We start from the raw sequence: 12609 nt of genomic DNA, 5'->3' as shown, positions 1-12609 counted from the left end.
GGAGGCAACGCTACGAGCCGCCGGGCGCCGGATCGATCCTGCCGGCAGGCTTGCCGGGGTAGGGCTGGCCCTACCCTCCCCGGTGCCCGAGCCGGAGCCGGGCTCGGGCACCGGGCGGGGTCAGTTCCCGGCCATCACGGTGAAGGCGAAGCCGGTGCTCGTCGGGCGGCTCAGCGGGATGTCGCACTTGATCCGGCGCAGCACCTCGTTCCTGCTGAGGCCGAGCCCCTGCGCGATGAGCCGGTCCGGGCGCACCGGCACCGGATCGGCGAAGACGACCTCCACCCGGACCGGCCACGCCTCGTCGAGCCGTGCCGGCGGGGTGTCCAGCCGCCAGGCTCCCGTCCAGTCCAGGGTGAAGCGGTTGCGCCGGGCGAGCAGCGGATCCAGCAGCCTGGAGGCCACCAGCTCCGGATCGTTGACGTGGTAGCCGTCGAGCTCGGCCGGATCGAAGGAGCCGACCGGTGCTCGCTCGTGCACGGTGAGCTTGCTCGTCCGATCGCAGGACACGCAGCGCACCAGCAGCCACACGTCCAGCAGCTTGCCGTTGGCGTTGACGCGGAACCTGCCCTCGCCGGCGGTGGCCGACTCCGACCGGCAGTCCACGCACCGCGACGACAGCAGGGGCAGCCCGGTCCGGCGGACGACCCAGGGCAGCACAGTATGAGGTTGTGAAGACATGATCTCTCTAGACCTGACACGAGGCCGATTGCGCGCGGCCTCAAACGCCGTGTGACCGGGCGCACGCGGGCAGCCCGGCGGAGCCGGCGGGAGGGCCGGCCTGGAGGTGGGCGGAAGAAGGTGTCAGATCTGAAGAGCAGGCGGGGTCACGCGGTTCTGTCCTCTGTCCTCACTGCGACGGGGCCGCAGGCAACCTACAAAAGCGCGCGGGGAGGGCTCAACCGGTTTTCCGGCGGTGGCCCCTCCGGCCCGGCGGCCACCCGGCCCCGGGCGGCGCAACCCAGAAAGGCATGGACGGAGCGTGCATTTGGTCACTGAGCCGTCCGCGCCGCCTGCCGCACCCTGGGGTGCCGGCGTTCCGGCATGGAGCGCGGGTCGACAGAGGGAGAAACGGCATGCGATCTCACAAGCTCCTCGCACTCGCGCTGACGGCGGGCCTGGCCGTCCCGGCGGTCGTGTCCACGGCCTCGCCCGCCGGCGCGGCGACCGCGGCCACCACGTGCCGGGTGGAGGTGAACTACGTCGACGCCTACGACACGGAGGAGAACAACGGCGACGAGGTCAAGATCAACCTCGCCGGGTACATGTACCCCAGCGGCAGCCAGTACGTCGCCATGAACAACGGTGACACCGCCTACTCCGGCAACTTCGGCAACCCGACCACCACCATCGGCGTCACCGCGTCGGCGAAGTTCAGCCTGCGCGAGGTCACTCCGCCCGTCATCGGCCAGGGCGACGAGCTCGGCTCGGTCACCGCGCAGGGCTCCACCTGCGCCATACTCTCCACCGGGCAGATCGCCTACGTCTCCAAGCACATCTTCGGCAACGGCTACTGGTACTACCTGAGCCTGGTGATGACCGGCCTGTAGCCCTCGGGCACGAAGATCCCTCGTTCACTCCTGCGGGGTGGCAATCCACCGATCGGCTGATCCTGCGTCCCCACCGTTCGGCAGTCAGGTCCCGTCCGCCGGTCGGTGCCGGGAAAAGCCCCGGTCCAGCAGGCTTGAGGCACGCCAGAACGCCGAAGGGCCTGCCTGAAGGGACCACGGACATGCCAGCAGTGATCGAGGTACGCAACCTCCACAAGCGTTACGCCGACAAGGTCGCGGTCGAGGATGTCTCTCTCACCGTGCAGGAGGGCGAGATCTTCGGGATCCTCGGCCCGAACGGCGCCGGCAAGACGACGAGTGTGGAGTGCATCGCGGGTCTGCGCACACCGGACCGGGGCGAGATCAAGGTGTGCGGGCTGAACCCCCTCCGGGATCGCGCCGAGCTGACCCGGCGGCTCGGCGTCCAGCTGCAGGCCGGTCAGCTGCCCGACCGGCTGCAGGTGGCCGAGGCGCTGGAGCTGTACGCCTCCTTCTACCCCGAGCCGGCTGACTGGCGGGCGCTGATGCACGGTCTGGGACTGGCGGACAAGGCCAGGACGGCCTACGCCAAGCTGTCGGGCGGGCAGAAGCAGCGGCTGTCGATCGCGCTGGCCCTGGTCGGCAACCCGAAGGTGGCGATCCTGGACGAGCTCACCACCGGCCTGGACCCCCAGGCCCGGCGCGAGACCTGGGAGCTGATCGAGAACGTGCGCGCCGGCGGGGTGACGATCGTGCTGGTCACCCACTTCATGGAGGAGGCCGAGCGGCTGTGCGACCGGCTGGCGCTGATCGACGGCGGCCGCGTGGTCGCGGTGGACACCCCGGCCGGCCTGACCGAGCGGGCCCGCATCGAGCAGCGCATCCAGTTCCGCCCGTCCCGGCCGCTGGCCGACCACCTGCTCACCGGCCTGCCCGAGGTCTCCGGCCTGACCCGCCGGGGCGAGCTGGTCATCGTCAGCGGCAACGACAACGCGCTCAACGCGGTGACCGCCGTACTGGCCCGCAACCGGATCGTCGCCGAGCGGCTGCGGGTGGAGCAGGCGAGCCTGGAGGAGGCGTTCGTCCAGCTGACCGGCGGCCGCCTCGACTCCCGCTAGGCACCCGGTCCCGCAGCCCGGCCCCCGCCGAAAGTCCCCGCAGAGACCCCGCAGAGACCCCGCAGAGACCCCGCAGAGACCCCGCAGAGACCCCGCCAGAGACCCCGCGAAGAGACCGCAGAGAAAGGCCACCCCCGTGTCAGTCCTGAACACCGCCGCCCCCGCCGCCGCCCCCGCCGCATCCGGTTCCGCGACCTGGCGGCTGATCAAGGCCGAGAGCAGGCTGAGCATCCGGGACAAGGTCGGTCCTCTGTGGGGGGTCGGCTGCCCGCTGATCGTGTTGATCATCCTGGGTGTCGTGCCCGCCCTGCGCGAACCCGTGGAGGCCGCCGGCGGCCTGACGTACTTCGACCTGTACGTGCCCGTCCTGATCCTGTTCAACCTGGCCATCCTGGCGATGACCGCCCTGCCGACCACGCTGGCGGGCTATCGGGAGAACGGGGTGCTGCGGCGCATGCAGACCACTCCGATCGGCCCGGCCCGCGTGCTGAGCGCCCAGCTGGCGGCCAACTTCGCCATCGCGCTGGTGGCGACGGTCCTGTTCCTGGCCGTGGCCGGGCTCGGTTTCGGTGTCGACCTGCCGCGGCACCCCGTCGGCTTCATCCTGTCCTGGCTGCTGGCGAGCGCAGCGCTGCTGGCCGTCGGCCTGCTGATCACCGCGCTGTCCCCCGGGCGCGGCGCGGCCACGGCGATCGGCACGGTGCTGTTCTTCCCGATGATGTTCTTCGCCGGACTCTGGGTGCCGGTCGCCCAGATGCCCGAGATGCTGCAGACCATCAGCCACTACACCCCGCTCGGCGCCGGCATGCAGGCCTTCCAGGAGGCCTACCTGGGCCACTTCCCCTCCGCCGCTCCCCTGCTGACGCTGGCCGCCTACGCGGCCGGGTGCACGATCATCGCGATCCGCTGGTTCCGCTGGGAGTAGGGTCCTCCGGAAGCCGTCGGCGAGCAGACCGCCGATCTCGAATCACGAAGACGATGTCGCCACAGCCGGCAGGTGCGGGTCCCGGACCCGCACCTGCCGGCTTTCCGGTCCGCTTACCCGTCGCGAGGCCGGGCATACCATCAGCAGTGGTGTTGTCTCCGTGCCGGAAGTCTTGATGATGTTGGACGAGCAGGAGGCCCGGGCGGTCGCGACGTTGCTGGAAGCGATGGCCGGCCGACTGGAGGACGATCCGCTGGCCGCCGATGCCCGGCAGATGGTCGCGGTGATGCGCGAGCGCCTTGAACGGGCCCGCCACGGCGGCCGGGCGGGCTCACCGCGGGAGAGCACCCCGGCTCATGCGGAGGCGGCCTTCACCCGGGACGACGCCGCCGCGCAGCGCGATCTGGCAGCCCACCGGCGCGACGAGGCGGCGGCCCGCCGCGACGAGGCCGCCGTGACACGCCACCAGGAGCAGCAGCGGGCCCGGGACGCGACCGACGCCGCCGACCGCGCCTTCCACGATGTGCTGTGGGCGGCCGAACAGCGCGACCGGGCGGCCGAACAGGCTGACTGCTCCGCCGACGCCAGCACCGACGCCGACGCCGACGCCGACGCCGACGCCGACCCGCAGACGCGGACGCGGAGCCGGCAGAGGCAGGCCGTCGACCACGAGCACAACCAGCGGGACCGCGCCGCGCTGCGCGACGCCTGGACACAGGTGCGCGATGACCGGGCGGCGGCCCGGACGGACGTGGCCGCGGCCCGGCAGGATCGGTTGCAGGCGCAACGCGACCGTCAGGCGAGCGCGCACGATCGGACCGCCGCCCAGGCCGACCGGCAGGCGGCCCAGGCGGAGCGCGAACAGGCCATCGTCGAAAGCCAGCAGCGCTGGCCGCCATGGCTCGATGAGACCGAGCGGGACGACCTCACCACAGGCGCCCGGACCGGCCGGCCCGCCGCGGCGGTGCACGACACGCGGCAACAGGCCGAAGAGGCCGGCCAGGAAGCCGGACAGGCCGGCTGCGACGCCGTGACGACCCACCGCCGGGCCGAGCAGATAGCCCGGCGCCTGTCAGAGCTCCAAGCCCGCCGGGAGGGTACGGCCGGCGGCGACGGGCAGGCCACCTCGTGACCGCCCGGCGGACGACGGTCCGGGACCCCGTCCCCCGGCCCGGCTCACGGAACCTGTCATCCCGGCGTTAGAGAGCCGTGCATCGCGGGTAACTGGAAGGTTTGGCCCAGTCGAAACGTTGGGGGGCAGACATGCTCTTCGCCCCCGGGGATGCCCGGCTCACCCTCATCGCGGCTCTCCGCCACGACAGCGATGCGATCATCATCGAGCTGGGAGGGGAACTCGACGTCGACTCGGCGCCCACCTTGCGCGAGCACCTCGGCCGGGTCTGGGAGCTGTCCGGCGTGCCCGCCCTCGTCCTCGACCTCACCGACCTGGTCTTCTGCGACACGGCCGGGCTCGGCGAACTCGTCAGGGCCTTCAAACGCAGCCAGGCCCGGGGGGTCCGCCTGGTCCTCACCGGTGTCGCCGGCCCCATGAGGCGGGTCCTGGAGCTCACCGGCCTGCGCGAGGTCTTCGAGATCCGCCCCACCACGGCCGACGCGATGAGCGGTCTTTTGAGGCCCTTCTGACCTGCGGGTTCCGGGTCCGGGGAGTCCCGCGCGCCCTGACGCCGCGGCACACGGGCCCGCCTCACTCCCCCGCGCGGGGGACATCGGAATGGGCGGCGTCGGCGATGTGCCGGAAGGGGGGTCCGCAGGAATCTTGACGCATGTTCCTGAAGCTCATCACCGCCCTGGTCCTCGCAGCCACTCCGGCGCAGGCCGCCCCGCCGTCGGACCTTCCGGGAGTCGGCGCCCTCGTCGACGAGCACGTCTCCTCGGTCATGGCCGAGGAGAAGATCCCCGGTGTGACCGTCACGGTGGTGGCCGGCGGCCGTCAGGTGGTCGACAAGGGGTACGGCTGGGCCGACGTGGCGCGCCGTCTCCCGGTGGATCCCGGGCGCACGCGTTTCCTGATCGGGTCCGAGACCAAGCTGTTCACGGCCCAGGCGGCCCTGCAACTGGTCCACGCGGGCAAGCTGGACCTGGACGCCGACGTCAACGCCTACCTGACCACTTTCAAGATCCGTGACACCTATCCGGGCCGCCCGGTCACCCTGCGGCACCTGCTCACGCACACGGCCGGATTCGACGAGGACCACGTCCTGGGCAGCGGCTCGGACGTCCGGCCGCTGGGCGAGGCGCTGGCCGCCACCCAGCCCGCCCGGCTGCGCCCGCCCGGCACCGGCGTCTCCTACAACAACTACGGCGTCGCCCTGGCCGGATACCTGGTGGAGACGGTCTCGGGGATGCCGTTCGAGAAGTATGTCGAGCGGCACGTGTTCGCCCCCCTCGGCATGAAGGACTCGGTGATCGCCTGCGGCGGGCTGGGAGACACCAGGGCCTACCTGGCGGACGGCTCGACGACCACGGCCGACTGCGCGGACTTCTCCGCCTCCGGCGCGGGGCCCGCCTCGACCTCCTCGGACATGGCCGCCTACCTGCGGGCCCAGCTGGAGCTGGACCCCCGGCTCGGGGCCGGGGTGGCGGCCGAGATGCAGCGGCAGCAGTACACCGAGGACCCCCGGCTGCCCGGGATGGGCTTCATGTGGGAGGAGTCGCCGTACAAGGGGCACCGCCTGCTCTTCAAGGCCGGTGACATGCCCGGCATGCACACCTACATGTTCCTGCTGCCGGAGCAGGGCATCGGCATCCACGTCATGTCCAACGGCGACGGCGCCGGACGGCACGGGCTGGACGGGTTCGAGCTGGCCCACAAGATCATCGACCGCTATCTCCCGGACGCGCGCCCGCCGGCCGTCGAGGCCCTGCCCGGCGCCTCCGCGGAGCAGTACGAGGGCTCGTACCAGAGCAGCCGGACCAGCAGCGGCAGCATCCTGAAGGTGCAGGCGCTCACGGACTCGCCGATCCACGTCACCGCGACCGCCGACGGCGCCATCCTCACCACCGGACTCAAGGGACGCCAAGTGCGCTGGACCCAGTTCGCGCCCGGCGTCTTCCAGGAGGAGGGCGGCTGGGACCGGATCGCCTTCCCCGAGCCGGGACAGCTGGCGATCAGCCGCAGCACGGTCGTCTTCGACCGGATCGGCCCGCTGGACCACCCCTCCCTGCACCTGGCCCTGCTGGGCCTCGCACTCCCCGCCTCCCTGGCCGCCCTGCTGGGATTCCCCCTGGCGGCGGTGGTCCGGGCAGCTCGCCGGCGGTCGTCCGCGACCCCCGCCGGGCCCCGCCTCCCGCGCCTGCTCGCCTGGTTCGCCGGTGCCGTCGTGGTCGTCTTCACCGCCGGTTTCGGCAGCCTGCTCGCCGACGAGGGCCGGGCGCTGCCGCTGGTCCTGCAAGGGGCTCCCGTGCTGATCGCGCTGCTGGTGCTGGCGTCGCTGACGGTGCCGCTGGCCGCCGCCCTGCTGACCTGTACGGCGATGGCCTGGCGCAAGCGCTGGTGGAGGAGGCCGGGCAGGATCGCCTACACGCTGGTCGCCCTCGGTGTGACCGCGTTCGCCATCGTGGCGGTCACCTACAACCTCGCCGGCCTCTCGTACACCTGAGCTATGATCCACTCACTTATGCGCTCTTCTGTCCGTGTCGTCCGCCGGATCCCGCCACTCGCCGCGGACATCGCCATCACCCTGGCCGTCCTCGCCGCCCACTCGGCTCCCTTCCTGCTGACGACCCGGGCGGCCGACCCGGTGACGGGCTACACGATCGAGCAGTACCTTCCCGTGCTCGGCCAGGCGCTGCCGCTGCTCTGGCGGCGGCGCGCACCGCTGGCGGTCCTGGTCGCGGTGACGGCCGCGACCGGCGCGTACCTGCTCAACGATCCCGACACCGCGCCGCAGCCCGTCCCCTACGCGCTGCTGATCGCGTTCTACACGGTGGCCGTGCACGGCTCGCGGCGCGAGCGGACCTGGGGGATGGCCCTCCTCGCCGTCGGCGCCGCCGTCCAGCTCGCCGGGCTGGTCCTGCGCACGCCGAGTGCGGACACGACGGTGCGCGGGCTGGTGATGTACGTCGCGGCCTGGGCGATGGGACGGGCGACGGCCAACCGGCAGGCCCACGCCCGCCAGCTCGAACGCGAGAAGGAGATGGAGGCGCGCCGGGCCGTCGAGCGGGAGCGGGCGGCGATCTCCCGGGACATGCACGACATCCTCGGCCACGCGATCAGCCTGATGATCGTGCAGGCGGAGGCCGGGCCGCTGGCCGTACGGCCTGCTCCGGACCGCGCCGAAGCGGCCTTCGACGCCATCGCCGCGGCCGGGCGCGACGCGATGGACCAGCTGCGCCGCCTGCTGGGCCTGCTGGGGGAGGACTCGGCCGGGGCCACCCCGACGGTGGCCCGCATCGGGGAACTGGTCGAGAACGTGGACCGCGCCGGGCAGCCCGCCGCCCTGACCGTCAGCGGAACGCCGCGCCCGCTGCCGCCGGACGTGGAGGCCGCCGCCTACCGGGTGGTCCAGGAGGCGCTCACCAACGTGGTCAAGCACGCCCGCGCGAGCAAGGTCTCGGTCGAGCTCGGCTGGCGGGCGGACGCGCTCGTGATCGATGTGACGGATGACGGCCGCGGCCACACCGGCGGGATGGGGCACGGGCTGGTCGGCATCCGCGAGCGCGCGGCGGCCTGCGGCGGCTCGGTGTCCTTCGGCCACGGGCCGGACCGGCGCGGCTTCGCCGTCTCGGTGCGCCTGCCGGGAGCCGCCGCGTGACCATCCGCGTCGTGGTCGCCGACGATCAGGAGCTCGTGCGCAGCGGCTTCGCCCTGATCCTCGACACGCAACCGGACATCACGGTCGTCGCGGAGGCCGGCGACGGCGCCCAGGCCGTGGAGGCGGCCCGCCTGCACGCGCCCGACGTGGTCCTGCTCGACATCCACATGCCCGTCATGGACGGCATCGAGGCCGCCGGGAGGATCTGCGCCGAGACCGCCGCCAGGATCATCATCCTGACCACGTTCAACAACGACGAGTACGTCTACGCGGCCCTGCACGCGGGGGCCAGCGGCTTCCTGCTGAAAGACGTGCGACGGGACGACCTCGTCCACGCCGTCCGCGTCGTCGTGGCCGGGGAGTCGCTGCTCGCCCCCACCGTGACCCGCAAGCTCATCGACGACATCCTCCGGCGCGACACCCGCCCGCCGGTCGCGGTACCGGGCATGGACGCCCTGACCGGCCGCGAGCGGGAGACCCTGGCCCTCCTCGGCCGCGGCCTGTCCAACCCCGAGATCGCCGAGGCCATGGTGGTCAGCGAGCACACGGTGAAGACCCACGTCAGCAACGTGCTGTCCAAGCTCGGCCTGCGCGACCGGATCCAGGCGGTCATCTGCGCCTACGAGTCCGGCCTCGTCCAGCCGGGCCACTGGCGCCGCTGACACCCGCGACCGGCCCGCCGGCCGGGACGGGCATCGGCGGTACGGCTCAGCGCGACGCCCCGGGACCGGCATCCCGTTCACGCGGATCCGGCGGGGGGAAGCGCAGCACCCAGCGGCGTTGCCACGGGGTCTCGACGGCCCGGGGGTGGTGGTGCTCGCGCGTCCAGGCGACGGCGTCCGCCGGGTCGAGGCCGGCCAGGACGGCGAGGCAGGCGATGACCGTGCCGGTACGGCCGACGCCGCCCCCGCAGGCGACCTCCACCGCGGCACCCGCCCGCGCCCGCCCGTGCAGGGCCCGGATCCGCCGTACGGCCAGTTCGCGGTCACCGGGCAGGAGGAAGTCGGGCCACCGGATCCACTCGTGCGGCCACGGCAGCCCGCCCTCGTGGCGCTCGCGGAGCCGGTCGGAGCCGAGGTAGAGACCGAAGGCGGGCTCCGGCCCCTCCGGCAGCCGACGGCGCAGGCCGCGGCCCCGGACCCAGGAGCCGTCCGGCAGCCGGAGGGCTCCCACGAGCGGCGGCCCGCTCACCGGCCCGCCGGCCGGGCCGTGTGCCGTGCCGTCCACGGGGTCTTCCATCGGGGTTCTCCTTGTCTCTCTCGCCGCGGTCTCTCTCGCCGCGGTCTCTCTCGCCGCGGTCTCTCTCGCCGCGGTCTCTCTCGCCGCAGTCTCTCCCGCCGCAGTCTCTCCCGCCGAGGCCGGGGCGCCCGCCGTACGGCCTCAGGAACCGAGGTAACGCAGGACCGCCAGGACCCGGCGGCTGTAGCCTGCGGTGTGGGACAGCGAGAGCTTGTCGAACAGCGCGTTGACGTGCTTTTCCACCGCGCTCTGCGACACGTGCAGCGTCTGGGCGATCGAGGCGTTGGTCAGGCCCTGCGCCATCAGCTCCAGCACCTGGCGCTCCCGGCCGGTCAGCCGGGCCAGGGGGTCGGCGTGGCTGGTGCGGGCCAGGAGCTGGCGTACCACCTCCGGGTCGAAGGCCGTGCCCCCGGCGCCCACCCGCTCCAGCGCGTCCAGGAAGTCGCCGACCTGCGCCACCCGGTCCTTGAGCAGATAGCCGACGCCGTCGATGTCCCCGCTCATCAGCTCGGTGGCGTACTTCTTCTCCACGTACTGCGACAGCACCAGCACCTTCACCTGCGGCAGGCGGCGCCTGATCTCCAGAGCGGCGCGCAGTCCCTCGTCGGTGTGCGTGGGCGGCATCCGCACGTCCACGACGACCGCGTCGGGTTCCCGTTCCGCCACCGCCTCGACCAGCGCCCGGCCGTCGCCGACGGCGGCGAGCACCTCGTGGCCCTCCTCCTCCAGCAGCCGCACGAGGCCTTCGCGGAGCAGAGTGGAGTCCTCGGCCAGGATCACGCGCACGGCGGCCCCGCCGTGATCGTGGCGGGCCCGCCCGCTCCGTCGTCGTATGTGCGCACGACGATCATTGTGTCGTGTCCGCGGAGAACCGCGTGCGGAGGTGTCCAGAACGGCGGGGGGCGTTCGTCTTCTATATGAGGCCCTTCCCATGTGAGGGCTCCGTGGAGCAGGCGATACGGGAGGAGCACCATGAGCGAGCGGGATCAGGCGTATGTCACGGGGATCCGGACGGTGGGGGTGCCGGTCACCGACCAGGATCGGGCGGTCGGGTTCTACGTCGGCGTGCTCGGTCTGGAGAAGCGGCTGGACATGCCCGTGGAACAGCTCGGCGGGCGGTGGATCGAGGTGGCGCCGCCCGGGGCGGCGGTGTCGATCGCGCTGGTCCCGGCCCGTGAGGGCGTGCCCGCCGGGGTCGAGACGGGGATCCGGCTGACGACCGGCGACGCCGACGCGTTCCACGCCGCGCTGCGCGCCCGCGGCGCCGACGCCGACGACGTACTGCGCTGGGACGGTGTCCCGGCCATGTTCGCCCTCCGCGACCCCGACGGCAACGGCCTGGAGGTCGTCGAGGCGGGGAGCGCCGGTGACTAGGTTGGAGGTCCGGTCCACGCTGACCGCCGCACTGTCCGCACGGACCGCGCCGTCGAGGAGGGCCTGATGCCGCTGTACATCGCACTCACCTACACCACCGAGGTCGACTGGACCCGGCCGGAGTACGCCGAGGGCCTGCGGGAGTACACCGCATTCGAACAGGCGCACGCGGCGGTGCTGAGGGGCGGCCACGCGCTCTACCCCACGGCGACCGCGACGACCCTGCGCGTCCCCGGCGGCGGGGGCGGGGACCCGATCGTCAGCGACGGGCCGTACGCCGAGACGAAGGAGGCGCTGACGGGCTACTACCTGATGGAGTGCGCGGACCTCGACGAGGCGCTGGCCGTCGCCGCGGAGATCCCCGCGGTCCGGTACGGCACGATCGAGGTACGGCCCGTCCACCCCTCGCTCGACACCTGAGGATGGACTCCCGCAGCGCGGTGGAACGGCTGGCACGCGAGGAGGGGGCTCGCGTGCTGGCCACGCTGATCCGGGTGACCGGCGACATCGATCTGGCCCAGGACGTCGTCCAGGACGCCGTGGTGCGGGCGCTGGAACGCTGGCCCCGCGACGGCGTGCCCGACAGCCCGCGCGCGTGGATCACGGTGACGGCGCGGCGGCGGGCGATCGATCTCCTGCGCAGGGAGGCCGGGCGCGCGGGGAAGGAGGCCGAGGCGGTGTCGCTGCTCGACCCGCAGGACGAACCCGCCGAGACGATCCGCGACGACCTGCTGCGGCTGATGTTCACCTGCTGCCACCCGGCCCTGTCGGCCGATGCCCAGGTCGCGCTCGCCCTGCGGACCCTCGGCGGGCTGTCCACCGCGGAGGTCGCCCGCGCCCTGCTGGTACCGGAGCCGACCATGGCCAAGCGGCTCACCCGCGCCAAGCAGAAGATCACGCACGCCCGCATCCCGTTCCGCGTGCCGCCGGCGCAGGAGCTTCCCGGACGGCTGGCGGGCGTGGCCGCCACGATCTATCTGATCTTCAACGAGGGCTACGCCGCCGGGGCGGGCGCGGACCTGCTCAGGGCCGAGCTTTCGGCGCAGGCCGTACGGCTGGCCAGGCAGCTCGCCGGGCTGATGCCCGGCGAGCCGACCCCGCTCGGCCTGCTCGCGCTCCTGCTGCTGCACGAGGCCCGGCGTCCCGCCCGCCTGGACGACCGGGGGCACCCCGTGCTGCTCGCCGACCAGGACCGGTCGCGGTGGGACGCCGCGCGGATCAGGGAGGGCGTCGAACTGGTCGGCGCCGCGCTGCGGCACGCCCCCGGACGGCCCGACGCCTACGCCGTGCAGGCCGCCATCGCCGCCTGTCACGCGCTGGCCCCCTCCTACGCCGACACCGACTGGAACGCCGTCGTCTCCTGGTACGACGTGCTGCTCACGGTGCACGACACCCCGGTCGTACGGCTCAACCGCGCCGCCGCCGTGGCCGAACGGGACGGCCCGGCCGCGGCGCTCGCCCTGGTCGACCGGCTCGGCGGGCTGGACGGCTATCCGTGGTGGCACGCCGCCCGGGCCGAGCTGCTGCACCGCCTGGGCCGTACGGAACCGGCGCGATCCGCCTGCCTGCGGGCGGTGGAGACCGGCCTGAGCGAGCCGCTGGCCGAACGGCTGCGCCGCCGCCTGCACGCTTGAGGAACCCACCCCGCG

14 protein-coding genes are annotated in these 12609 nt (G+C 73.0%); 11 read left to right on the top strand and 3 right to left on the bottom strand.

Features of this window, described 5'->3' with window-relative positions; translation table 11 throughout:
- Positions 1-120: 120 nt before the first annotated feature.
- On the bottom strand, positions 121-660 hold the full coding sequence (locus tag Pta02_RS02400; RefSeq protein ID WP_239129342.1) for a DUF1062 domain-containing protein: 540 nt from the start codon (positions 658-660) through the stop codon (positions 121-123).
- A gap of 416 nt (positions 661-1076) precedes the next feature.
- Here Pta02_RS02400 and Pta02_RS02395 point away from each other — a divergent pair, with 416 nt between their 5' ends.
- From Pta02_RS02395 to Pta02_RS02360, 8 genes are all read left to right on the top strand, one after another.
- Complete coding sequence (locus Pta02_RS02395; RefSeq protein WP_203872966.1) at positions 1077-1550, top strand: hypothetical protein; 474 nt, start codon at positions 1077-1079, stop codon at positions 1548-1550.
- 182 nt (positions 1551-1732) lie between these two features.
- On the top strand, positions 1733-2647 hold the full coding sequence (locus tag Pta02_RS02390; protein ID WP_203872965.1) for an ABC transporter ATP-binding protein: 915 nt from the start codon (positions 1733-1735) through the stop codon (positions 2645-2647).
- 136 nt (positions 2648-2783) lie between these two features.
- Positions 2784-3572 (top strand): ABC transporter permease, encoded by a 789-nt coding sequence (locus Pta02_RS02385; protein WP_203872964.1) that lies wholly within the window; start codon positions 2784-2786, stop codon positions 3570-3572.
- 160 nt (positions 3573-3732) lie between these two features.
- Complete coding sequence (locus Pta02_RS02380) at positions 3733-4704, top strand: hypothetical protein (RefSeq protein ID WP_203872963.1); 972 nt, start codon at positions 3733-3735, stop codon at positions 4702-4704.
- A 131-nt stretch (positions 4705-4835) separates the two neighbouring features.
- Positions 4836-5216, top strand: coding sequence for an STAS domain-containing protein (locus tag Pta02_RS02375; protein WP_203872962.1), 381 nt, complete (start codon positions 4836-4838; stop codon positions 5214-5216).
- 140 nt (positions 5217-5356) lie between these two features.
- Positions 5357-7192: a serine hydrolase domain-containing protein gene (locus tag Pta02_RS02370; protein ID WP_203872961.1), complete on the top strand. Its 1836-nt coding sequence runs from the start codon at positions 5357-5359 to the stop codon at positions 7190-7192.
- Between the two features lie 18 nt (positions 7193-7210).
- Positions 7211-8347 carry a sensor histidine kinase gene (locus Pta02_RS02365; RefSeq protein ID WP_239129341.1) on the top strand — a complete coding sequence of 379 codons (1137 nt, stop codon included), beginning with the start codon at positions 7211-7213 and terminating at the stop codon, positions 8345-8347.
- A complete protein-coding gene (locus Pta02_RS02360) occupies positions 8344-9009 on the top strand; it encodes a response regulator (RefSeq protein WP_203872959.1) in 666 nt (221 codons plus the stop codon). The genes Pta02_RS02365 and Pta02_RS02360 overlap by 4 nt, the downstream gene beginning before the upstream one ends.
- A 46-nt stretch (positions 9010-9055) precedes the next feature.
- Here Pta02_RS02360 and Pta02_RS02355 read toward each other — a convergent pair whose 3' ends face one another.
- The gene (locus Pta02_RS02355) at positions 9056-9586 is read right to left on the bottom strand and encodes a protein-tyrosine phosphatase family protein (protein ID WP_239129339.1); all 531 of its coding nucleotides are present in this window, start codon (positions 9584-9586) and stop codon (positions 9056-9058) included.
- A gap of 141 nt (positions 9587-9727) precedes the next feature.
- The gene (locus Pta02_RS02350) at positions 9728-10372 is read right to left on the bottom strand and encodes a response regulator (protein ID WP_203872958.1); all 645 of its coding nucleotides are present in this window, start codon (positions 10370-10372) and stop codon (positions 9728-9730) included.
- Positions 10373-10558: 186 nt separating this feature from the next.
- On the opposite strand from Pta02_RS02350, the gene Pta02_RS02345 reads away from it, so the two are divergent.
- The 3 genes from Pta02_RS02345 to Pta02_RS02335 all read left to right on the top strand — a co-directional run bounded on the left by Pta02_RS02345 (position 10559) and on the right by Pta02_RS02335 (position 12594).
- The gene (locus Pta02_RS02345) at positions 10559-10960 is read left to right on the top strand and encodes a VOC family protein (protein WP_203872957.1); all 402 of its coding nucleotides are present in this window, start codon (positions 10559-10561) and stop codon (positions 10958-10960) included.
- Between the two features lie 66 nt (positions 10961-11026).
- The gene (locus Pta02_RS02340; protein WP_203872956.1) at positions 11027-11380 is read left to right on the top strand and encodes a YciI family protein; all 354 of its coding nucleotides are present in this window, start codon (positions 11027-11029) and stop codon (positions 11378-11380) included.
- 2 nt (positions 11381-11382) lie between these two features.
- Positions 11383-12594, top strand: coding sequence for an RNA polymerase sigma factor (locus Pta02_RS02335; protein ID WP_203872955.1), 1212 nt, complete (start codon positions 11383-11385; stop codon positions 12592-12594).
- The last annotated feature ends 15 nt before the right edge of the window (positions 12595-12609 follow it).

This window comes from Paraplanobispora takensis (assembly GCF_016863195.1).
GTDB lineage: Bacteria > Actinomycetota > Actinomycetes > Streptosporangiales > Streptosporangiaceae > Planobispora > Planobispora takensis.
This window is presented reverse-complemented; position numbering and strand designations above follow the sequence as displayed.